21 protein-coding genes are annotated in these 23,068 nt (G+C 60.2%); 14 read left to right on the plus strand and 7 right to left on the minus strand.

The window, feature by feature from the left end; genetic code table 11:
• Positions 1–42: 42 nt before the first annotated feature.
• The 5 genes from DC522_RS08180 to DC522_RS08200 form a co-directional block, all read right to left on the minus strand.
• Positions 43–573: a chromate transporter gene (locus DC522_RS08180; protein ID WP_116528212.1), complete on the minus strand. Its 531-nt coding sequence runs from the start codon at positions 571–573 to the stop codon at positions 43–45.
• A complete protein-coding gene (locus tag DC522_RS08185) occupies positions 570–1,139 on the minus strand; it encodes a chromate transporter (protein ID WP_116528213.1) in 570 nt (189 codons plus the stop codon). Before DC522_RS08185 ends, DC522_RS08180 begins: the two co-directional genes overlap by 4 nt.
• 7 nt (positions 1,140–1,146) lie before the next feature.
• Positions 1,147–2,601 carry an MmgE/PrpD family protein gene (locus DC522_RS08190; RefSeq protein ID WP_116528214.1) on the minus strand — a complete coding sequence of 485 codons (1,455 nt, stop codon included), beginning with the start codon at positions 2,599–2,601 and terminating at the stop codon, positions 1,147–1,149.
• A 2-nt stretch (positions 2,602–2,603) separates the two neighbouring features.
• Entirely contained in the window at positions 2,604–3,755 is a 1,152-nt protein-coding gene (locus tag DC522_RS08195) for a 2-methylaconitate cis-trans isomerase PrpF family protein (RefSeq protein WP_116528215.1), read from the minus strand.
• 86 nt (positions 3,756–3,841) lie between these two features.
• Positions 3,842–4,738 (minus strand): oxaloacetate decarboxylase, encoded by an 897-nt coding sequence (locus DC522_RS08200; protein ID WP_116528288.1) that lies wholly within the window; start codon positions 4,736–4,738, stop codon positions 3,842–3,844.
• 174 nt (positions 4,739–4,912) lie between these two features.
• On the opposite strand from DC522_RS08200, the gene DC522_RS08205 reads away from it, so the two are divergent.
• From DC522_RS08205 to DC522_RS08230, 6 genes are all read left to right on the plus strand, one after another.
• The gene (locus DC522_RS08205; RefSeq protein WP_116528216.1) at positions 4,913–5,971 is read left to right on the plus strand and encodes an ABC transporter substrate-binding protein; all 1,059 of its coding nucleotides are present in this window, start codon (positions 4,913–4,915) and stop codon (positions 5,969–5,971) included.
• 75 nt (positions 5,972–6,046) lie between these two features.
• Complete coding sequence (locus DC522_RS08210; protein WP_116528217.1) at positions 6,047–7,780, plus strand: iron ABC transporter permease; 1,734 nt, start codon at positions 6,047–6,049, stop codon at positions 7,778–7,780.
• Positions 7,781–7,800: 20 nt separating this feature from the next.
• A complete protein-coding gene (locus DC522_RS08215; protein WP_165820093.1) occupies positions 7,801–8,898 on the plus strand; it encodes an ABC transporter ATP-binding protein in 1,098 nt (365 codons plus the stop codon).
• A gap of 103 nt (positions 8,899–9,001) precedes the next feature.
• Complete coding sequence (locus DC522_RS08220) at positions 9,002–9,304, plus strand: DUF4387 domain-containing protein (protein ID WP_116528218.1); 303 nt, start codon at positions 9,002–9,004, stop codon at positions 9,302–9,304.
• Complete coding sequence (locus DC522_RS08225; RefSeq protein WP_116528219.1) at positions 9,301–10,698, plus strand: acyclic terpene utilization AtuA family protein; 1,398 nt, start codon at positions 9,301–9,303, stop codon at positions 10,696–10,698. The genes DC522_RS08220 and DC522_RS08225 overlap by 4 nt, the downstream gene beginning before the upstream one ends.
• A gap of 28 nt (positions 10,699–10,726) precedes the next feature.
• Entirely contained in the window at positions 10,727–11,689 is a 963-nt protein-coding gene (locus DC522_RS08230) for a D-2-hydroxyacid dehydrogenase family protein (protein ID WP_116528220.1), read from the plus strand.
• Positions 11,690–11,812: 123 nt separating this feature from the next.
• On the opposite strand, the gene DC522_RS08235 is transcribed toward DC522_RS08230, so the two are convergent.
• Entirely contained in the window at positions 11,813–13,231 is a 1,419-nt protein-coding gene (locus tag DC522_RS08235; protein WP_116528221.1) for an MmgE/PrpD family protein, read from the minus strand.
• 333 nt (positions 13,232–13,564) lie between these two features.
• On the opposite strand from DC522_RS08235, the gene DC522_RS08240 reads away from it, so the two are divergent.
• The 6 genes from DC522_RS08240 to tam all read left to right on the plus strand — a co-directional run bounded on the left by DC522_RS08240 (position 13,565) and on the right by tam (position 20,625).
• Positions 13,565–14,329 carry a GntR family transcriptional regulator gene (locus tag DC522_RS08240; protein WP_116528222.1) on the plus strand — a complete coding sequence of 255 codons (765 nt, stop codon included), beginning with the start codon at positions 13,565–13,567 and terminating at the stop codon, positions 14,327–14,329.
• A 288-nt stretch (positions 14,330–14,617) separates the two neighbouring features.
• The gene (gene tcuA, locus DC522_RS08245; RefSeq protein WP_116528223.1) at positions 14,618–16,102 is read left to right on the plus strand and encodes an FAD-dependent tricarballylate dehydrogenase TcuA; all 1,485 of its coding nucleotides are present in this window, start codon (positions 14,618–14,620) and stop codon (positions 16,100–16,102) included.
• A gap of 10 nt (positions 16,103–16,112) precedes the next feature.
• On the plus strand, positions 16,113–17,594 hold the full coding sequence (locus DC522_RS08250; protein ID WP_116528224.1) for an MmgE/PrpD family protein: 1,482 nt from the start codon (positions 16,113–16,115) through the stop codon (positions 17,592–17,594).
• A gap of 403 nt (positions 17,595–17,997) precedes the next feature.
• A complete protein-coding gene (locus DC522_RS08260) occupies positions 17,998–18,945 on the plus strand; it encodes a D-2-hydroxyacid dehydrogenase family protein (protein ID WP_116528226.1) in 948 nt (315 codons plus the stop codon).
• Between the two features lie 59 nt (positions 18,946–19,004).
• A complete protein-coding gene (locus tag DC522_RS08265) occupies positions 19,005–19,757 on the plus strand; it encodes a transporter substrate-binding domain-containing protein (protein WP_165820094.1) in 753 nt (250 codons plus the stop codon).
• 94 nt (positions 19,758–19,851) lie between these two features.
• The gene (tam, locus tag DC522_RS08270; RefSeq protein WP_116528228.1) at positions 19,852–20,625 is read left to right on the plus strand and encodes a trans-aconitate 2-methyltransferase; all 774 of its coding nucleotides are present in this window, start codon (positions 19,852–19,854) and stop codon (positions 20,623–20,625) included.
• Positions 20,626–20,771: 146 nt separating this feature from the next.
• Here tam and DC522_RS08275 read toward each other — a convergent pair whose 3' ends face one another.
• Positions 20,772–21,875, minus strand: coding sequence for a hypothetical protein (locus DC522_RS08275; RefSeq protein ID WP_245444047.1), 1,104 nt, complete (start codon positions 21,873–21,875; stop codon positions 20,772–20,774).
• 200 nt (positions 21,876–22,075) lie between these two features.
• On the opposite strand from DC522_RS08275, the gene DC522_RS08280 reads away from it, so the two are divergent.
• Together DC522_RS08280 and DC522_RS37195 are read left to right on the plus strand one after the other, a co-directional pair.
• Positions 22,076–22,429, plus strand: a complete 354-nt coding sequence (locus DC522_RS08280; protein ID WP_116528229.1) for a carboxymuconolactone decarboxylase family protein — start codon at positions 22,076–22,078, stop codon at positions 22,427–22,429.
• A 241-nt stretch (positions 22,430–22,670) separates the two neighbouring features.
• The gene (locus tag DC522_RS37195; protein WP_371679126.1) at positions 22,671–23,009 is read left to right on the plus strand and encodes a hypothetical protein; all 339 of its coding nucleotides are present in this window, start codon (positions 22,671–22,673) and stop codon (positions 23,007–23,009) included.
• Positions 23,010–23,068: the final 59 nt, after the last annotated feature.

Here is a 23,068-nt window from a genome sequence, read left to right on the forward strand (position 1 = left end):
TCGTCCTGTGAAACGATTGATTGCAGATATCAAGGTCGTGGCTCAGATCATTCCGGTGAGGCCCAGCAGAGCCGCTCCCGAGAGGGCGATCAGCGGGTTTATCCGTGTGAACAGAACACAGGCCACCGTCGCCGCCGTGATGAGATAGTTCACCAGGCTGAATCCCGATGCGCTTGTCAGGAGCCACCCGCTCGCAGCGATGAGCCCGACCGTGATCGGTACGACACCGCGCTCGAAGGTCTTGTACCATTGAACCCTGTGCCATCGCTCCCAGACCTGCGCGGCTCCATAGGCAACAATGAAAGCGGGTCCTGTCATGGCGGTTGTCGCCACCAATGCACCTGGAACGCCGGCCACATGCCAGCCGATCAGGGTGACGACGATCACATTGGGGCCGGGTGCCGCTTGAGCCAGAGCGAACAGGTTCGCAAAGGTCTCGCTCGACATCCAGCCATGAACGTCGACCACGGCTCTGTGCATCTCGGGCAAGACCGCGGCGGCACCGCCGATGCTGACCAAGGAGATCAGCGCAAACTGGATCGCAAGCTCGGTCAGAATGCCACGTTCGTTCATCGGCGCATCATCCAGGCAACGACGATGCTTGGCGGCACCAGCACCAGGAGGATCCAGATGAGCGGCAACTTCAAGACCAGAACCGCCCCGATGGTAAGGGCCATGAACGTTATGGCGCGAAAACTGCGGCGCATAGGATAGGCCATCTTGATGGCCATGCCGACGATCAGGCCCGCAGCTGCCGAGGATATGCCGCGAAATGCATCCTGAACCGGCTTGATGTGCCCATAAGCGTCATACAGCATGGCCAGCAGAATGACGATGATGACCGGCACGGCGAGAATGCCGGAAAGAGCCGAAAGGGATCCGCGGAATCCGGCGAAACGGGCCCCGACGCAAATCGACACGTTGGTGATGTTGGGGCCCGGAAGAAACTGGCAGAGGGACACGATATTGGTGAACTCCTCATCCGTCAGCCAGCGTCTTTGTTCCACCAGCATGCGCCTCGCCCACGGCAGGACGCCTCCGAAGCCTGAAAGCCCGACTGAGCAGAACGCCATAAAGAGTTCAAGGCATTCGACGTGAAGCTTGAGAGGGGCCGCTTCGGAGGAGGGGACTTGCAGCATCGCTATTCTACGTTTTACGTCCAGCCGGGGTTGCCAGGATGTCGAGCATCGACAGAACATCGTCGATGGCCAGTTCGTCGAAGCGGCTCGCCTTCTCGATGATTGTTTCAACCTGGTCGGGGTCGAGGACGGCGCTGAGGCAATCCCGTGCCTTGCCGACGAGGCGCTCGGGCTCGGCGGGGCGCCCCCAAATTCCCGGAGGGCCATCGCAGAAGCCGCTGACGGTCCGACCATCGTCGAGCTCAACCTCGACATCGAGACTCATCTGGTCGAAGCGTCCCTTCCGATCAGGGTCGACCTGGATCTCAACCCGTTCGAGCAACGCGCAGACGTCAGGCGAGAAGCGACGTTCATCGGTGAAGCTGCGGACGGTCACGGATCCATCGAGGATCGCCACCACGGCCGTGTATTGAAAACTGAATTTTCCAGCGAGGCCCGTGGCAGGTGCCGAGCGGTGTACGTAGGGCATCGGCGGCGAGATGATGCGAATGCGCTTGATGGCGGCATCCGGTGGCAGCATCTTGCGCGCGTTCAATGCGGCCGTGATGACGAAGTGAGTGCCATACTGACTGGGATAGAACTTGAATGCCGGCCCAGGCTCCACGATGTGGAGCCTGCTCGCTGGCTTCGTCAGCCATTCAGGCGCAAAGGAACTGCCGAAAAAGGCCTTGCCGAAGCCACGCGCACCTGACAACGCATCTGCATCCGCCGTGAAACCTCGAGCTGCCAGAACCGCCGCCTCAAGCCCTGCCGCCGTAGCGCCGCCGCAATGAAGTGCCTTGGTCATGCTCCCGACATTGGCCAGGATGCCCCCCGCCCGCGAGGCAGCGATGCCGATAGCGTTTGATAGGCCGAGGGCATCGAGTCCCAGCAGCATCCCGCACGCAACCGCACTTCCAATGGGGCCGACCGCACCAGGCGGGTGAAACTGCAGATGCGCGGGTTCGAATTGCCCTGAGGCAAGACGCAACCTTGCCTGTGCCTCGATTCCGACGGAGAGGGCGGTGAGGAGATCGACCGCGCGAGGAACCCGGCCCTCGACGCCTGTGTGCCGACGGGCCAGCATCTCCGTAAGAGCAAGAATGGCAGGAAGGGTTGTGGACAAGGCATGGTTCGCCGGATTCCACATGGGCTCATAGTCGAGGACATGCATTGCTGCGCCATTGGCGCGCGCGGCATCCGTTCCAGCTACGCGAGCCGAATGTCCGATCAGCGTGGCGACCGGCGTGCTTCCTGTCTCGACAGCCAGTTGTGCCAGAATCTGAGGTCCGCGTTCCCGTGCACCGAGGGCGGCAACCGCGAGCCCATCAAGAAGAAGCTCCCGCGCAGCCTTGCTCGCGGCATCGTCAAGGCCTTGGCGCCAGAGTTCGAGAAGAGACTCGGCGAAGAGCAGGGTCATGTTCGAGCCGGCAGGATCATGATCCTCGTGCGCTCTGGCCCCCTGACGCGCTGCGGATGCCATGGTTACCGACCTTGCCTGTAGAGAACAGCTCCCTCAAAGAGGCGGCGAGCCGTTCGATAAACCGCACCATATTCCGCATGCAGACTTTCCGCCGAATCGGTGCCGCTTACCTTGGCGTCCACAACTGTAACGCCTGACGGATGAGCAATTCGGATCGGTTCATCCGTTGCGTGCGCAAGAATATTCGGAACACTGCCTGGAATGCGGGCCGCAACGGCAAGGCAAAGCGCGCCCGTTATCGGCACGGCTCTGTGAGGCTGCCCTATGGAGATCATGCGCACGAGAATGGACATATCCGAAGGCGTGAGTGAACGACCGGACAGAGTCGTCATGGCTCGCGGAGCCGCTACGATGGCGACTTTGGGAATGCTTGGCACCCGGCCGGCCTCATCAATGTCCTTGGCAATCCCCATGTGCACCGATGCGGCGCGGCGGATGGCCTCCATCCTCTCAAGGAAGATCGGATCGGCCTCCAGCGCGTCGGGGAGTTCGTCGCCGCGTTTGCCGAGGTCGGCCGCATTGACGAACACGCAAGGATTGGCGGCGTCGACCAGGGATGCATCGATCACGCCGATCCCCGGAACTTCAAGCCTGTTAAGCGCGGATCCAGACGGAAGAAGGCGGCCGGTCTTCGCTCCGCCGGGATCAGTAAACTCGAGGCGGATCGGGGCGGCGGAGCCCGCCACGCCGTCGATGGACAGGTCACCATCGACAACGGCTGCGCCGTTTTCGACGCGGAATCGCGAAACGATGATTTTGGATGTGTTGGTATTATGGATGCGGACCACGGCTTCCCCATCTCCCGTGATCGGCACAAGGCCCTCCTCGACAGCAAACGGCCCGATGGCAGATGACATGTTCCCGCAATTGGCGCTGAAGTCCACCGAGGCATCGCGCACCGAGATCTGGGCGAATGTGTAATCAACATCCGCGTCGGGCCGGGTGGAGGGGCCCACGACACAGACCTTGGAGAGCGACGAAATTCCTCCCCCCATTCCATCCAGCTGACGGCCATTCGGATCCGGCGAGCCCATCACAGCCAGGAAGATGGCGTCCCATTCTCTGCGATCCGCCGGAAGGTCTTCTTGCCGGAAGACAACTGCCTTGGACGTGCCACCACGCATGAAGGATGCTCGAATCCGTGCCTGTGTCACGTTAAAACCTCATGGCTTCATCATGTTGAGAATAGGTTTGCCTTGATGTGCGCTCATGAAGGGCGCCCGACGGTATGAAGGACGGGTCAGCTGCCGGTATAGCGGGCTTCCAGCGCATCGAACGCTTCCTTGGCGACAACTCGCTGGCGCTCGGAAAAGCTCGCCAGCTTCTCTTCAGCGCCCGATAAGGAGCCCTGTTCCTTTAGATGCCCGAGGACGTCCTGCACCGCACGGATGGTCGCTTGAAGTGCGGCGTTCGCATAAAGCGCAACAGCAAAGCCAAGTTCTCGCAATTCGTCGATCGTCAGAAGAGGCGTCCGGCCGCCGATGACCAAGTTCGCCAGCTGCGGAGCCGGTAGTTGAGCGATGGCTCGCAGTTCCTCTACCGATTCCGGGGCTTCAACGAAGATGATGTCAGCTCCCGCTTCCGTCATGGCATGCGCCCGCTCAAGCGCCCGCTCGAAACCTTCGACGGCTCTCGCGTCGGTTCTTGCGATCAGAAGGAGATTTTCATCCTGCCTTGCGTCGAGTGCCGCGTGGATTTTGCCGATCATTTCCGGCAGAGGCACGACTCCCTTTCCGGAGAAGTGGCCGCACTTCTTCGGAAAGATCTGGTCCTCGAGCTGGAGCGCCGCCGCTCCGCTGCGCTCCAGAAGTTTCACGGTGCGGTGCACATTCAACGAATTGCCAAAGCCCGTATCGATGTCGACGATCAGCGGCAGAGAGCACACATCTGCGATTCTCGCCGCAGTCTCGGCGAGCTCCGTCACGGTGACGAGGCCGAGATCGGGCATGCCGAGATGAGTGTTGGCCAAGCCGGCGCCGGTCAGATAGGCTGCCTCGAAGCCTAGATCCTCGATGATCCGCGCGTTGAGAGCATTCGCCGCGCCGGGAACGAGAAGGGCGTTCCGCTGCTCGACCAACTGCTTCAGGCGAACTCTGGCTCCAGAGGGTGATTGCGACGTCGTTCCTTGGTGGATCATGCTGCCTGCCATTCTGTCCGCTAAGCTCGCCTGGCCGCGGGTTCACTGCTCGGTCTGTCATATATAAGGACCCCGTTTTTTAGTCAACTGTTGACAGTTCGCTGTACGCTGCTAGCCTACCCCTAGGGCACTTAAGAAAAACAATGATGCTCAGTATCACGGAGGAACGCTCTAATGATGAAATCAAGCTGGTATTCAAAAGCCAAGTCATGGCTCATGAGCGGGGCCATTGCAGCCACTGCTCTGGCGGCGGCCCTGTCCTCGCCGGTCAAGGCTCAGTCTTGGGACGACACCGTGGCTGCCGCCAAGAAAGAGGGGAAGGTCGTCTTCTATAACAACCTGCAACCTAACGGCATCGAGCCATTGCTGCAGAAGTTCCGTGATAAATATCCCGAGATCCAGACGGAGCATATCCGGCTTGGCAGCAATCCGCTCATCGAGCGTTTCCAGACCGAGTTCAACTCCGGCCGTCACATTGCCGACGTTTTCATCACCTTCCCGGACGAGCGCGTCACCGAGGGCATGAAGCAGGGTTGGATGGCGCAGTGGACGCCACCGGAACTGTCCAACTTCCCCGCCAACGTGAACCAGAACAACATGCTCTTCACGCTGCAATATGCGCGTGAGGCGATTATTTGGAACAAGGGCCTCGTGAAGGATTCCGAGGCTCCCAAGGAGTGGGCTGATCTTTTTGATCCCAAATGGAAGGGCAAAGTGGGCATGAATCCGCCTTGGCGGTCAGTGTCGATCCAGCAGATCGTAGCCTTCTGGGAGGATAAGGGCTTCCCTGATGCAGCCGAGAAGCTGAAGGCAAACGACGTTCGCTTCTTCGAAGGCTCGGGCGGTATCATCCAGGCGGTGATCCGCGGTGACGTGCGTGTCGCAGAATTGACCGATCTTCCTCTCAATCCACTGCTCGAAGACGGTGCTCCTATCGGGTATGTCTACCCGAAGTCCGGCACGACCTCCTCGGCCAACGTGGCATTCGTTGCGAAAAACGCCCCTCATCCGAATGCAGCCCGTGTCTTCCTCAACTGGCTCATGTCCAAGGAGGGGCAGGAGGCTCTTCAGCAATATGGCGGTCTGTCCGTCACCCGGAACGGCATCCCGCCGCTTTCCAAGCTCCCTGCAACCTCTCAGCTCTCGAATGTCGTGAGCGGTGAAGAAATTCTGACCCCTGAACGGCAGAAGAAGATCGTCGAGCATTGGCGCACTGTTTTCGGCGTCCGCTAAGATGAAAAGATCGATGGCCGCATGGCAGACATGCGGCCATTTCCATCATTGGCGAGTAGAGTTGGGAACTGAACAATGACCGATAAGGCGATCACCGCGACCGCCGATGAGTTCGTGGCCGGGAAGGTCAAACGACGGCAATCACACGACCGTGTGCTCAAAGCCGTATACGTTGCGACATATGCCATTGTGATACTGCTTGTCACAATTCCCATTGCGGCCCTCATTTACGGCAGCCTGCGCACCAGCGCTCCGGGAATCGAAGGTGAATGGACCCTTCGCAATTATGCGGGCCTCTTTTCCGGAGGTGTTCTGTCGACCATCGCCACGACCCTTTGGATCGGGCTTTTGTCCTCCGCTCTCTGCATCGTTATCGGAACGGCGATCGCCCTTGTGGTTCATCGCACGGACTTCAAATACGGCAATATCATCACGGCACTGATCGGGCTTGCCTTCTACTTCCCTTCATTCATCCTCGCGATGGCCTGGATCATCATCGGTGCGCCCGGTGGCATCTTCAACGCGGTCGTGGACGATGTGTTGGGAATGCCATGGCTTCGGATCGACATCTATACGGCCCTCGGCATCGTCATCGTCATGGTGCTGCATCAGGTGCCATTCGTCTATCTGACGATGCGCGGCCCGATCATCAGCATGGATGCGATCTATGAGGAGGCTGCCCGTACCTCAGGTGCGAAGCCCCATGCGGTCCTGTTCCGGGTGACTCTGCCGCTTCTGAGCTATTCCCTGATTTCGAGCTTCATTCTCACCTTCATCATCACCATTGAGCAGTTCGCGATTCCCGCTCTCATCGGCATTCCGGGCCAGGTGACCATGCTGGCAACCCAGCTCTATCTTCTCGTCCGGTTCTCGCCGGCGGATTATGGACTGGCCGCCGCCGTGGGCCTGGCTCTCAGCGCCATTACAGGAAGTGCGATCTGGGCTCAGCGACGGGTCACGCGCTCCGGGCGCCTGACCACAATTACCGGCAAGGCCGGGCGGGCGACACCCATCCCGCTCGGACGCTGGAAGTGGGCCGCCTACATCCTTTGCTTCGGCTTCGTGTTCCTCGGCCTTCTCCTGCCGATGGTGATCCTCGTCTACACGTCTTTGCTGAAATGGTTCACCGCGAATCCCATGAACGGCATGTACACCTTGCGGAACTACATGTTCATTTGGGAAAGCGCTTCGACCATGCGCAGCTTCTGGAACACGCTGATCGTCTCGGGAGTGGGCGCGGCCGTCGGCGTCGTTCTGGGCCTTCTCTGCTCATACTTCACCCTGAGGCTGAGGCCGACGGGGTACAGAGGGCTCGATTTTGTCGCGAGCCTCCCGTTCGGAGTGCCGGGCATCGTTCTGGGCCTCGGACTTCTGTGGGCCTACGCCTATCTGCCGATTCCGCTTTACGGCACGCTTGCCCTGATGATCATGGCCTTCATCACGCGCTTCCTGCCGTATGCGACCGAAACAATCGGTGGGCAGCTGGTCCAGATCGACAAGAGCCTGGAAGAGGCAGCCTGGGTGGGCGGAGCAACGCGGCTCGGATCGGTTTTCAAGATCCTGCTGCCTCTTGCGCGCCCGTCGGTGCAGGGAGCCTACTTCCTGCTGTTCATGGCTTTCTTCCGTGAAATCTCGTCCGCGATCCTCCTCTACTCGGCGACTACATCCGTGGTGTCCATTTCGATCTGGTCGTTCTTCGAGCAGGCGAATTGGGGCCTCGCGAGCGCATTGTCCGTGGTCGCAACCGTCATCATCTTCGTAGCAATGTCGCTCATCATCTGGCTGATGCCATCCGCACGACGCGGCTGAGAGAAAGTGTAGGTAACGCTATGAGCATCGTCGTTCAGAATCTCGTCAAGCGTTATGGCGCCTTGACCGTGGTCCACGGCATCTCGTTCCAGGTTGCCAAAGGGGAGTTCGTGAGTCTGCTCGGCCCGTCTGGTTGCGGCAAGACAACGACCCTCAGGTGTATCGCTGGATTGGAGGATGCCAATGGCGGCGTGATCAGGATCGGGGATGAGGTCGTCTCCGCACCTGAGCAGGGTGTTCTGATCCCTCCCCACGAGCGCAACATCGGTATGGTGTTCCAGTCCTACGCGATCTGGCCCCATATGTCGGTGGCTCAGAACGTCGGATTCCCGCTCACGATCCGCAAGGTCCCGGCAGCCGATGTCGCCAAGCAGGTCGATGAAGCGTTGGAAGTCGTCGGGATGCGCCACCTCAAGGACCGCCAGCCATCTCAATTGTCGGGCGGGCAGCAGCAGCGCGTCGCGCTGGCGCGAGCGATCGTGGGCCAACCGAAGGTTCTCCTCTTCGACGAGCCGCTCTCCAATCTGGACGCCAAGCTGCGCGAAGGAACGCGATCCGAGATCCGTCGCCTTCAGCGTGAACTCGGGGTCGCGGCCGTCTATGTGACCCACGATCAGGAGGAGGCGTTATCCATGTCGGATCGCGTCATCGTGATGGAATCCGGCAGGATCATGCAGGCCGGCGAACCCAAGGATCTCTATCGTCGGCCGGTGAACCGCTTCGTTGCCGACTTCGTCGGGCGGGCGAGCTTCATCGACGTGACTCCGAGCCCGGATGGCCGGACCTGGGTCACGCCTGACGGCACGCAGATCCAGCTTGAAGCTTCCAATTTCAGGGCCAATGGTGAGTACCAGGCGATGTTGCGCCCCGAGGCCGTCCACTTGTCGGATGCAAGCCGGGAGGCGGCGCATCATGAGTCGGCGAACCGGCTGAGAGGACGCGTGGAGGAGGGACACTACATGGGGGCCTACACGGAATACTTCGTAAGGGCCGGCGGGACCATCGTGAAGGTGCATTCCGCGCTCGACTTCACCCCCGGAGCAGACGTGATGATCAGCTTTGCGCCAGCAGACTGCCATCTTGTGGCCGTGCCTGAGAAGACCGCCAAGGCGGCCTGACGCCATTCTCCAATGGCGTCACGACCATCAGTTTCACGAATTCCATCATCGAAGTGCTCCGGCCAGATGCCGCGCGCTCGATGGCTTCAGCATGAGCCCGCCGATGCAACTTCAAGAGATTGCTCGTGTTCTGCGCAGCAAGAACGCCGGTCCCTGTCTCGTCACCTTCGATCTGATCTTCGATCGTCCTGAGGATTTCGAACGCGTCCGTTCGCAAGTGGCTCGCTTGCGGTCCGAGGTTGCCGCCCGCTATGGGCGTTCGGAAAACGAGGTCCGGGTGATCGATTATGCGCCTGCCCAGGCAGTCAAGATTACGATCCCCCGTGATATCATGTCAGGGGATCCTGGAGATCGCGATGTCTATGGCGCGCAGCAGCATGCGCCGTTGCTGGAGATTGAAGTATGAGCGCTATCGAACGCCTCATGAATGAGTTCTCCGGTGGACGCCGCCGGCCGCTCCGCATCCTCGGAGCCTCAGGGCAACTGGGCTATGGAATTCCGACGCCGGCGTTCAATGAAGGTTTGCGCCGCAATCCCGATATGATCGGGTGCGACATGGGCTCCATCGACATAGGCCCGCACTATCTGGGGAGCGGTACGATGGCGCCGACGCGCGTGGGCGCCAAGCGGGACCTGCGGAAGGTGCTGAAAGCCGCGCGACAGCTCAACATTCCCCTGATTATCGGCTCTGCCGGCTCCGCAGGAGCCGCCCCGCATCTCCAGCAGACCGTCGATCTCGTGCGGGAGATTGCCCGCGAAGAGGATCTTCACTTCAGGCTGGCGGTCATTCCGGCGGACATTCCGCGGGAGGCGGTAAAAGCCGCAATCAGGGCAGGGCGCGTTCATCCTCTGGATACGATGCCGGATCTCACCGAAGAAGAAGTCGACGCCACAACCAATCTTGTGGGCCAAATGGGCGTTGAGGCGTTCCGCAGAGCCTTGGAGGCCGGAGCCGATGTGGTCATTGCGGGACGGGCCTGCGACACCGGCATTTTCGCGGCCATTCCGATCATGCTGGGCTTCCCGGCCGGCATTGCAACCCATATGGCCAAGATCGTCGAATGCGCGTCGCTCTGCTGTGTTCCAGGCGGGCGTGACACCATTCTGGCGACCTTGGACGATGAGGGGTTCGATCTGGAAAGCATGGCGCCCAACCGTGCGGCGACGCCGAGTTCCGTGGCCGCCCACAGTCTCTATGAACAGGCCGATCCTTACGAGATCCGCGAGCCAGCCGGCCGCATCGATTTGAGAAACGTCACTTATACCGCACTCGATCCGCGAAGGACTCGGGTCTCCGGGGCTGTCTTCGAACCAGCCCAGCAGCTGACCATCAAGCTCGAGGGCGCACGATCGGTGGGATATCGAGCGCTTCTGCTGTGTGGCGCCGCGGATCCACGCTTCATTGCACGCCACGGGACGCTGCTGGAGAGCGTGAAGGCGGTCGTCCGCGATCTTGTCTGCGAGGATACCGACGAGGATTACAAGCTGTTCTTCCGCGTATATGGGGCGGATGGCGTTCGGGACTGGGGGGCGGCTCCAGACCCGCTGCCTCGCGAGGTTTTCATCCTGGGCGAATGCATTGCCCCCAGTGCGCAGAGAGCCGAGGAGGTCGTCAGAACGACCAAGCAATACCTTCTCCATCACGGATACGAGGGGCGCATCTCAACGGCCGGCAATCTGGCGTTCCCTTTCACTCCGCCCGAGGTCGTGACGGGCTCAGCTTATCGTTTCAATGTGTTCCACCTGATGGAGGTCGACGACATGGTCAGCCTCTTCCCTGTCGAGATCGAGGAGTTGTAGGAACAGTTCAATCTCCGTGGAGATATCAATGCGCATTGCGATCCTCGACGACTACCAGCGTATCGCGCTCCAGTATGCAGACTGGGACACGCTCGGGCGGGACTGCGACATTCAAGTGTTCGCTCGCAACCTCTCGTCCATCGATGAGGCCGCGGACGCGCTGGCGGACTTCGATGTCTTGTGCCTCATGCGTGAGCGGATGCCGTTGCCGCGAGAGCTGATCGAGCGCTTGCCTCGTCTCAAGCTCGTGATCGTGACCGGTGCCCGAACCCGCACCATTGACTTGGAGGCGGCCGCCAAGCACGGAGTGACCGTGTGCCATACCCATCCGGGAGAATCGCAATATGCGACGCCTGAGCTCGCATGGGGGCTCATTCTCTCCTGCGCCCGCTCAATTCCGGAGGAGCATCGCCACGTCCGGGAGGGAAGATGGCAGGAAACCATCGGTCTCTCCCTGGGCGGCAAGACGCTCGGTCTCCTTGGCCTCGGCAAGCTGGGGAGTCGCATGGTGCCCATCGCGCGGGCCTTCGGCATGGATGTCGTGGCATGGAGCCAAAATCTCACTGAGGAAAAGGCCGCGTCTCTTCAAGCCAAACGCGTCGAGAAGGACGAACTGTTTCGCATCTCGGACGTGGTTTCGATCCATCTGATCCTGAGCGAGAGAACCCGCGGGCTCGTGGGCGCTCACGAGTTCGGCTTGATGAAGCCGTCCGCCATCCTCGTGAATACCTCCCGCGGCCCGATCATCGATGAGGAAGCGATGATCCAGGCCTTGCAGACCCGGCGAATTCGTGCGGCGGGCCTCGATGTGTTCGACCAGGAGCCACTCCCTCCTGACCATCCCTTGCGCACAATCCCGAACGCCGTGCTGACGCCCCATCTCGGATACGTCACGGAGGGTGCCTACCGGGCATTTTTTGAAGACACCGTCGAGGGCATTGCCGCTTGGCGGGCAGGCAATCCGGTGCGCGTGCTCGCAGCACCTGCCTAGACCAAGCCAGACGAGCCCGAAGCATTTCACGCATTCTAATTGGCTATTCCTGTACGCTGGTGAGACACGACGGGACTCGACCAGCGTACACACGTCAGCTTGTTGGTGAATAGCGCACTGGAATCAGGCGCGCCGATCGTAGCGAAGGGCATTCGCGAGTTGTTCGACCGAGATTGTGTCGAGCTGCAAAACGGCATCCCGGATTTCTTCCGCCTTCGAGCGCGACACCGCCAGCGACGCCGAGGCCATGAATTTCGCCACGACGCCTTCAAGCGGCAGAGACCGCTCTCCGGCGCCGCTGTTGACTCTGACGTGCCGTGTCAGCTGGCGCCCGTCCCGGGTTGTCACCCGTACGCCTCCCGAGAAAAATTTCGGGAAGGCGGTATCCGGATCCGCCTGGCAGCGTACCCTCGTGGCCAGATCCCGAACCTGCGGATCGGCGAGTGCATCGGCCTGGAGTTCGGGCAGGCCGAACCTGCCCTTGATGAGGCATGTCGCGACAACGAATTGCGCACTGAACTTGGCCTCGTAATCGGAAGTCGGACGCTCCTTCGAGTTTGCCGGCTCGGCGATGATGTGAAGTGTCTCCTTCGGCAAAAAGGCCTCGACCTCCGCAATGTCCTCCGGATCGATTTCCTGATGAAGCTCGATTGCGGCATCCGCGCAGCCATGAATGAAGTGGCAGACCGGATAGGGTTTGATGGCGGTGTCGGCGAAATGCCAATACTCACCGAGCCGGTCGCTCATCCAGCTCAGGTCCACGTCCTTTGCATGTTCGTGAAGGTGGGTCTGGAAGAGACCGAACTTGCCTTCGTAAGGGCGCGACGGACCAACGAAACCGTTCTCCGACAAACGCGCCGCCGTGATGCCCGCGACGGCGGCCCAGCCTGGATGAAAGCGTTTGGTCCATGCGCCCTCTTCGAGGAAAACCTGGATCCCTGCGGCAGTGCTGGCCGCAATTCCCTGGGCGGCCACGATACGCTCGGCAGGCAAGCCGAGGAGCTTTGAGGCAATGATGCTTGAGCTGAAATGGGCGACAACTCCCGTCGCATGGAATCCGACATGGTGGAACCCGCCTTTGACAGATCCGCCGATTCGAACCGCAGCCTCCATACCGGCGGCATAGGCCGTGAGCAGCGATTGACCACTTGCCTTCAGGGACTCTGCGAAAGTCAGAGCGCAAGGCAAGCATGCAGCTGTCGGATGAACGATGCTGGTAAGATGCGTATCATCGAAATCCAGCCCATGGATGAGGACTCCGTTCGCCAGAGCCGCGTCGCGGACAGGCAGGCGTTCAGAGCGTCCGATCACGGAGCAGGGGCCGCTCCCGCCCAGCGCAACGGCCCCGGCAACGGCCCGTTCAGCATAGTCATAGGCATTCGACGCGAGGCCCACGCCCAATGCATCGAGAATAAGCATCTTGGCTCGACTGATGGCAGAGGCGGGAATGTCGCCGTACTGCAGGTCCGCCGTGAACCGCGCCAAGCTGCGCGCTGGCCCGAGGGGTGTGGCGACTTCGGCATTGTGACCGTCATGGAGCATGGGCCATCCAATCTTTGTGACTTTCGGGTGCTGCATTGACAGCACCCGACGTGTCGAATGTCAACAGTTTACGAAAACTTGCAATTCGGAGTCGCCCATGCTACAAATTTATGGAGTTCAGATTGACGTCATGGTGAGAAGGCTCGAGTGAGGCCATCGCTCCAATACGGGGTGTTGATCCCGAACAGCGCGCCCGATCAGGCGCCAAAAGCATGTAACGCGTTGATGTAGCGGTTGTTTGTCGGCTCCTATTGCCAGAAAGGTCCGGCGCCCATAGGAGTGGGCGCAATCCACGGCTTCCACTCGGCAGTCTATTAAGGTAATAGAATTTCTATGAGCGATCTTTTGAACAGCAGGGTTCAGGCCCAATCCTTGGTAGACGTCGTCGCGGAACGACTTGAGGCCGCTGTCATCAGTGGAGAGCTTGCTCCAGGCAGCAAGATCAGCGAGCAAGCGCTTGCGAAATCCCTCGGGGTGAGCCGCGGACCTTTACGGGAGGCAATCCGTCGGCTCGAGGGACGCAAGCTCCTTCAGAGAACGCCGAACATCGGCGTACGCGTGGCGGCCCTGTCGGTCTCGGATCTGTCTGATATCCTTGTCGTTCGCGAGGCCCTGGAGGGAATCGCTTGTGGCTTGGCGGCTCAGCGAATGACTGATGAAGAAATTGCTGGCCTTGAAGCCCTGCTGAAGGAGCATGGCTCTCGCAAGAGTATCCAGGTTGGGACGGGCTATTATCAGGAAAGCAAGGATTTCGACTTCCATTTCCGGATCGTGAAGGGAAGCCGCAACGAGCGCCTGATTCAAATGCTGTGCGGTGATCTGTACGATCTGCTGCGTGTCTACCGCTATAAATCCAGCACCCTGCGGGGGCGCGCGAGAAACGCCTTTGAGGAGCATAAGGAAATCGTCGCTGCTCTCGTCAAACGGGATCCAGAACTCGCAGAACAGAAGATGCGCGAGCATATCCGCAATGCACGGCTTCACGTTGAGGCGCAACTCGGAGCCTCCTCTGAGGCGAATGGACCATCCTCATCCGCAGAAATGCCGACCGCTTCAAAGAAAACCGCACGGCGCAATTCTAGAACGACAGCGACCTAGCGCCCAGCTTCGCAGAGAGCGGGCTTAGAGATATCTGCCATCTGAATGCATCGAGCCGCGCCAGTCCCGGGCGCGGCTCGATGCATTTTGGCGTATGCTGCCAATGCATTTCCGTCTGCCCTGATCCGTCCTTGGTGCAATGCAGGAAGCATTGCATTGCTAGAACCTTTCCTGTAGAAAACTGACAACTGTCTACAGTTGGCGGCAAGCTCCCGGTGGAGCGACAATAGAAAGATGACCGGTTGCTAGACCCTTGTCCAGCAGGCCAGGCGCGGAGGAAACTAGACCATGGAAGAATATGATGTCGTCGTCGTTGGTGCCGGTAATGCTGCATTGGCAGCCTCCGTATCTGCCAAGGAGAATGGTGCAGAACGGGTTCTGGTGCTCGAGAAGGCGCCTCGTGAAATGCGAGGCGGAAATACCCATTGGAGTGGCGGAGTGCTGCGCTTCGCCTTCGACGATCCCCGAGAGATCGCACCCCTTGTCCCCGGCGCGGATGAGAAATACGAGAACTTCTACGAAGGCATTTCGCCTTATACAAAGGAAGATTATCACGGAGACCTGATGAGGGTGACGAACGGGCGGACGGATCCCGTGCTCTCGAAGGTCCTCGTCAACAATTCCAAGGACACGGTCTTCTGGATGAACAAGACCGGCCGCGTGAAGATGGAGCCGGCGATTACCCTGTCCGCCGTCAGAAAAGACAACGTGATGATCTGGGCGCGTGGCCTTGTTGTTCGGGCGGAGCATGAGGGCGTCGGTCTGTCCCGGAGTTGGTTTGCGACGGCGGAACGGATGGGAATTGACATCCAGTATGGTGCCGCTGCGATCGAACTTTGCCTTGACGAAAAAGGGCGCGTCAGCGGCGTAAAAGTCCGTGACAACGAAGGCATCCGTACGATCCGCGCGAAATCGGTCGTGCTCGGCTGCGGTGGGTTCGAAGCCAACGTGCAGATGCGCACTCAGCACATCGGGCCTCTGGTCGGGGCCGCCAAAGTGCGTGGAACGCCCCACAATCAAGGCGATGGCCTACGCATGGCCATGGCGATCGGTGCGATGCCGTGGGGACAGTGGAGCGGCTGCCATGCAACGCCCATCAGCGCAGATTGGGGCGAGTTCGCTCCTCGCGAGTTGACGGATCGCAGCAACCGCTTGAGCTATGTCTATGGTGTGATGCTCAACCGTCGCGGACGTCGCTTCGTGGACGAGGGTGAAGACGGGGCGCTCTTCACTTATGCGAAGTTCGGGCGGGCGATCCTCGCCGAGCCCGGCGGAAAGGCCTATCAGATCTTCGATTCGAAAGTCGTCCATCTTCTTGAGCCGCGCTACGAAACCAGCACGCCGATCGTATCCGATACGCTTGAAGGGCTTTTGGAGCAGCTCGATATCGACGATAAGGAGCAGGCGCTGAAAACACTGCTCGAGTATAATGCGGGCGCCCGTGATCCCCAGGATGGATACGATCCGACCCGCAAGGACGGGCTGCGGTCCCGTGGCCTCAATCCCGAGAAGACAAACTGGGCGCTGCGGATCGATAAGCCGCCATACTATGCCTACAGCGCGACCGGCGGCATCACGTTCACCTTCGGCGGCCTGAAGGTCGACGAGAATGCGCAGGTGATCGGGACCGATTGGCGGCCTATCCCGGGGCTCTTCGCCTGCGGCGAAATGGTCGGTGGTCTGTTCTATGACAACTACCCGGCTGGAACCGGTCTTGTCTCCGGAGCCACATTCGGCCGCATCGCCGGCCGGAATGCTGCCACACAATCATGAGGAGGCGCTCATGAGCGACGTAAACCAACCGGCACAGGTATCCCTCGCGGCGCGCCTCGCCGAGAAAATCTGCAGCTTCAATAAGCAGCAGGTGACGAAAAAGGCCCTTCAGCAGGCCAAGACATGCTTTCTCGATACCGTGGGCGTGACTTTGGCGGGCATTCCGGAGGACTGCACCCAGATCCTGCTGCGAACGCCTGGTGTGGCCGAGGCTCCCGGCAACTCCCTGATCGTCGGTACGGATCGACGCACGAGTGCGCTCGATGCAGCTCTGATCAACGGAACGGCCTCGCACGCGCTTGACTACGACGATTTCAACAGCGTCTTCGGCGGGCATCATTCGGTACCCCTCGTGGCGGCTCTCCTGGCGGTTGCCGAGGAGCGGAAGTATTCCGGCGAGCAGGTCCTTCTTGCTTACATCGTCGGGGTGGAAACCGAGCTCAAGCTCGCCCGCGCCGTCCACTACCACCACTACGACAAGGGGTGGCACCCCACCGCGACGCTCGGAACCTTCGGGGCCGCGGCTGCCGTGTCCTATCTGATCGGGCTGGACCAGCAGAAGACCACGATGGCTCTCGCCATCGCTGCTTCGCTCGCAAGCGGTATCAAAGCCAATTTCGGCACCATGACGAAGCCGCTTCATGTCGGGCAATGCGGGCGCAACGGCCTGCTCGCAGCGTTGCTTGCCGAAAACGGGTTCGACGCCAATCCCTCGGTTCTTGAGCACCACCAGGGCTTCCTGAACGTGTTCAACGGACCTGGGACATTCGATGTCGAGAAACTCTTTGCCGGCTGGGCGGAGCCACTCGAGATCGAGAGTTCGGATGTTGGCTTGAAACAGTTTCCATGCTGCGGAAGCACGCATCCTGCCATCATGATGATGCTGACCTTGGTCCGTGAGGAGGGGATCACGGCAGACGATGTTGCACGGATCGAGGTTCTCCCTCACGGACGTCGGCTCCGTCATACCAACACGCCACATCCGAAAACTCCCATCGAGGCGAAGTTCAGCGTTCAATATGTTGTGGCGCGCGCCCTGCTGGATGGAGCTGTTCGTCTCAAAGATTTCGAGGGAGAGGCTCACAATGAGCCCGCCATCCGCCATCTTCTTCAGATCACGGAGGCGCGTCCACATCCCGAAATGGCCGACGATGCCGCGGAGCAGTGGGGCGCTGAAGTGATCGTGGAGCTGAAGGACGGACGCAGGCTGTCGAGGCGGGTGGACAATCTTGTCGGGCGCGGCGGCGATAATCCCATGAGTTCGGATGAACTCTGGGAGAAGTTCGAGGATTGTGCGAGCCGCTCATTGCCGCGGGAGCAGATTGCTCCGCTCTTCGAGCGGCTGGAGACCCTCGAGTCCGTCGCGGACATCGGCCAATTGACTCGCTTGCTTCAGGTGAGCAGCCTTCGGGGGGCTCGGAAGGTCGAAGCGCCGGTTTCCTTCGCAAGCCGAACGGAGCAGGAAGCACCCGAGACAACCTGGGTGCCGTAAGAAGCGATTGCATGCGCCAGGACCGACGTTCTCGGAGATGTCTCCGAGAACGTCGGCGGAATGGATCAGCCACAGCCTCGTGGCTGAGCAAAAGATGGGAGGTCATCAAGGATCTCATGGTTGCGATTCATGAGGATACTCAGGACCAGACCGGCTATGGGCCTTGGCGGCCCATGGAAACCGCCCCGAAGGATGGCACGGAAATTTTGTGCTTCACGAAATATGGAGATTACGAGATTTCCCATTGGCGGGCGGTCACCCAATGCTGGGTCAGCAAGCGCGGTTTCTTCGTTGAGGCGAGCTGTTGGTGCCCGCTGCCGGAACCGCCTGTTCACGCGCGGGCGCAAACAGCCGCTTCTTGATTCAGGAACAAAGAAACCTCTTCAACATAAAGGTCCAGCCTATGCGCGTAGCGATCCTTGATGATTACCAGGCTTCAGCTCTCAAACTAGCGGATTGGGGCAGCATTCCCAATGCTGTTGTCGTGCCGTTTACGGACCACGTCCATGAGGAGAAGCAACTCATCGACCGCCTGAGCGAATTCGAGGTCGTTCTCAGGATTCGGGAGCGGACGGAGTTTCCCCGTTCGACGCTGGAGCGGTTGCCCAAGTTGAAGCTTCTCTTGGCGACCGGCATGCGCAATGCGCGCTCCATCGATCTTCCGGCGGCCCGGGATCTCGGCATCACGGTCTGCACGACGGAGGCCTATCACCAAACCACCGTGGAGATCACCTGGGGCTTGATCCTGATGCTCATGCGCCGGATGTCCCTGGAGGCGGCTTCGTTGCGGAACGGCGGCTGGCAGCTGGGCCTCGGGCTGGGCTTGGCCGGCAGGACACTCGGAATCCTCGGCCTAGGAAATATGGGTCAGCCCGTCGCCCGCATCGGGCAGGGCTTCGGCATGCGGGTCGTCGCCTGGAGTCCCAATCTGACGCCTGAGAGAACCGCACCACACGGGGTCGAATGCGTGTCCAAGGAGGAGTTGTTTGCCAACTCGGACGTGATCACGATTCATATTCCTCATAGCGACACGACGGAGGGCATCGTATCGGCTGCCGATATCGCCAGGATGAAGCGCTCCGCTTTTCTCATCAATACGTCGCGCCCGAGGCTGGTCGACCAATCTGCGCTCCTTGACGCCTTGTTCCACCACCGGATCGCAGGTGCGGGTCTTGATGTCTTCGACGTCGAGCCCTTGCCGCTTGAACATCCCTACCGCTATCTGCAGAATGTCATTGCGACGCCGCATATCGGATTCGTGACCGAGGAGAACTATCGGCTGTTCTTCAACCAATCGATTGAGAACCTCAAAGCCTTCCTCGACGGAAAGCCCATCCGGGTCATAAGCTAGCGCAATGATCCGGAATGGTTCGATGTGCTCTGGTGAATACGAAACTTCGAGGGGGCTGCATGAAGACGGATATCAATGAAAGCCTCAAGGTTCTAGCCCCTGTCGGAAGCCTGCGTGTTGCAATCGCAGTGGGCAGCGCAGTCTCGGCGGTCTGGACCACCCGCGATGCTGAAACGGGCGAACCTCGTGGCCCGACGGTAGACCTCGCAAGGCTGATTGCTGCACGCATTGGAGCCCCCCTGACACTGGTCGAGTATCCAAGTTCCGGTGCGATCATCGCGGCCGCGTCAACGGGAGCGTGGGATGTTTCGTTCACGCCTGTGGACGCTGAGAGAAAGCAGGTCGTCGACTTCGGCCCGAATTACTTCCTCGGCGAGAGCACCTATATGGTTCCGGCCGGATCCTCGATCCGCGGCATCGAGGATGTGGATCGTGAAGGCGTGCGGGTCTACGGGGTCGAGAACACCGCCACGATCCGCAGCGCGCGGAAATCGCTCACGAATACGACTGCTGTTGGCCTTTCGAACCTTGAGGATGCTCTCGAGAGGTTTCGCAACGGCGAGGTCGATGCGCTTGCGCTCGGCAAGGAGTCTCTCCAGAGTCTTCTTTCACAATTCCCTGGTGCCAGAATGTTGGACGGCCATTTCCATGCCACCGGCACTGCGGTGGCCGTACCAAAGGGCCACACCAAAGCGCTAGAGGTCTTCAGCAGTATTATCGAAGAGCTGAAGAGCGACGGGATCATCAGAAAGATCTTCAATGCTCACGGCATGGAGGCCGCGACGGTTGCACCTGTCGGATCACGTTCGTAAAAGAAAAGGAGCCCAACATCGCTTCAGGGGGCAGATCTGAGTTCATCAGGCGCATGGGATATTGCCAACAGAGTTCGATGAGGAGGAACCCGCAGTGGCGGACTGGAATGCAGGGCAATATCTCAGGTTCGAGGACGAGCGCACACGCCCGTCAGTCGATCTGCTCCGGAGGGTCCCGCTGCCGGACCCGCAACATTGCGTGGATCTTGGCTGTGGTCCCGGAAACAGCACCGAATTGTTGGTCAGGCGCTTTCAAAGCGCACGGGTGAGCGGCCTCGACAACTCTCCCGGAATGCTCGCCAAGGCGCGAGAGCGCCTGCCGGGTCTGACGTTCGAGGCGGCTGACATTGCGACATGGCAGCCGGACGAGCGTTTCGATCTGATCTTCGCCAATGCCGTTCTGCAATGGATCCCTGACCACCCGGGCCTCCTGACCCGTCTCGTCTCGTTCCTTAAGAATGGCGGCTGCTTGGCCGTGCAGATGCCTAACAACTTGAATGAGCCGTCACACCGCCTCATGGAGCAGGTTGCCAATGAAGGTCCATGGGCAACGAAATTGACATCGGCCTCCGGGTCAAAGGAGAAGATCGGCTCGTTTGAGGATTATTACGCGTGTCTGCAGCAGGCTGGATGCACGGTCGATATCTGGCAGACGATCTACGTTCATCCTCTTGATGGTGCCGGAGCCATCGTCGAATGGTTCAAGAGCACCGGCCTGAAGCCGTATCTCGACCCGCTATCGCCGGAAGAACAGGCCGAGTATCTCGGTCGCTACGAAGCAGAAATCACCAAAGCCTATCCGACTCAGGCCGATGGGAAAGTTCTTCTGCGTTTCCCTCGGTTGTTTTTTGTCGCGCAACGGCTGTGATCCAAGGAGCCGATGATGCGTAAGATCGGCAATTGGCACGAAGCAGAAGTAACTTAGCGCATCGTGCGGAACCGGAGGTCCGCGTCAGCGACCCGAAGGGCCACGGCAGTGAAAAGTGGATCCGGTTTTCCGCTCTCAACGAGGCTCTAGAAGCGCTTAGCTGCTTGGCGTCCACGGGTTGTGCCAGCGGTCTGCTGCCAAAGAATCCATCGATCTCCGGCTCCGGCTGGAAGAAGAATGCCGAGCCGTGACAGAGTGGTTGCCCAGGCTGCGACTGCATTGGCCGGGTGGTCAAAGGGCGTTCCGTCCGCCCGAATGGCGGCGGCTTCCGCATCCGTGAGCCCGCTGAACCGGCGGCGCAGCCAGCCCCGTTGCCGGATCTTCCGCAAGGCACCGGCGGTGGTGATGAGAGGTTTGCCGCCCGAAGCCGCGAGATCCACCGCATCTGCCAGAATAACGGCCTGCCAGTCGCGCGGCGGAACCGTGAAGCAGCCGATCCCGGGCACCTCGATGCCAACGGCATGGGCCAGGTGGCGGGCGGCGATCCGGTCATATGCCAGACAGGAGGTTCGCATTGAGCGGACCTCCGCACAGGCCGCCAGGTAGGCTTTCCGTAAGGAAGTTGCCGCCCGGTCCAAGACCTGATCCCGCTCCCGGCCTCGTCTTTCCAATTCAACTTGCGCTGCGCGGAGTTTCGGGTTGTGCAGCCATTTCCGTGGGGCCGTGGTGAGGATGGCCTTCTCGAGATCTGCGCGGGCGGTGTCGCGAGGAAGCCCAGACAAGTCAATCTCAATAGCGGCGATATCCATAGCCACGATCCGGGCGATCTTCGCTTCGTCACAGGTATGCGTGACCTGAAATTCGACCAGGAGGTGGCGCTCGCCCTTGCGGACAATCACATCGGGGATGATCTCGCCCAATCTGCTCTCCAGGAAGGCAGCGTCGAAACCATAGATCCCTCCTGGGTATCCGATCCATTTGCCTGGCCCCTCGCCGATCACCAGGGGCGGGAGCTCGAGCTCAAGACGGCGGGCGAGCACCTCCTTGGCAAATCTGTGCAGGGCTGTTTCCGGACCGGTCTGGCAGGGCCGACCATCCTCGACCCCATAGTGCCCGAAGTGATGGTCGTTCTTATCGCCCTTGCGAGCCACGAGACGGGTCCCGCATCCCGGGCAGAGACAGTTGCACTCGAGACCTGAGGAGACCTCTGAGATGTGAGCCATGGTGCCGTCTGTCCGCTCTCCAAACACGAGGCTCTCCCGCCCGTCACGACAAGCGAATCCGGTCAGAGGCGATACCTTGGGAGACGCTGATGACTGCTCTGGGTTCATTGGGCGTGAAGCAAGCTCACAGATCTTAGAGGCGATGAGCGGAAACGTAGCGATCGACGAAACAGTGCTGGACTCTAGCTGTTCAGGATACCTGGTGTCGATTGCTCAAGGAGGAGTCCATGGCGGAAACATCCGAGAACCTGCCCACCGGCGCCAGCAGGGTCGCACAGACCTATCCCGATCTCTGGAATGCCTTCGCCGCCCTTGGGCAGGCCTGTTCCGAGGCCGGTCCGATCGAAGGCCATACGCTTCGCCTCGTGAAGCTTGCGCTGGCTATCGGAGCCCTGTCTGAGGGTGCCGTCCACTCGCACACCCGCCGCGCTCTTGCTGAGGGCATCTCCAAGGACGAGCTCAAGCAGGTGGCGCTGCTTGCCATTCCGACGCTCGGGTTCCCGCAGGGTGTCAAGGCACTGACATGGATCGAGGACATCACCGGTCCGTCACCGGCCGAGAGAGCAAGCCGGGAAGTTTAGGTTGCTAGTTCCTTCCAGCCCCCAAGGATCGGTCGCCGATGGTGGACGTCACCGGGAACCTTTTTGAGCACATCCTCAGCGAGACAGTCGATGAGGAGTTCACGGAACTCTTAGAGCATCGTGCGGAACCGAAGGTCCGCGTCAGCAAAAAGCGGACCCGGTTTTCCGCGCAAACGATGCGCTCCTGCAGAGAGTGAGCATCGGCTTCTGGTACGACCAGGCATGATCGGAGTGGGTGCTCGTGCTCTCTGGATCGGCTGGCCTCCTGTTTGAGGACGAATCTACGCCCAAAGAGCTGAAGAGAGGGGATTATCTGCTTGTCCCGGCGGGTCGACGCCACCGCGTGGAGTGGACAGACGGGACGGAGCCGACAATCTGGCTTGCTGTTCACTTCGGCTTGTCCTGCAGGAGGGCGGCTGAGGCCGACAATGCATCGTCTGAACCTGGCCTCAGGTCCGGTTCCTCACTCGTGAAGTCCGATGCTCATTCTTCTCACTCAGCGCATCGGTGGAGCGGAAAACCGGGCCTCTTTTCGCTGACGCGGACCTCCGGTTCCGCACAAGGCGCCAAAGCACCTTGAAGCATCGACTGACACAGGGCTTAACCCTTCTGCTGCGTCGGCTTGAGCCTTGTTGTCGG

Source organism: Microvirga sp. KLBC 81, assembly GCF_003075415.1.
Taxonomy (GTDB): domain Bacteria; phylum Pseudomonadota; class Alphaproteobacteria; order Rhizobiales; family Beijerinckiaceae; genus Microvirga.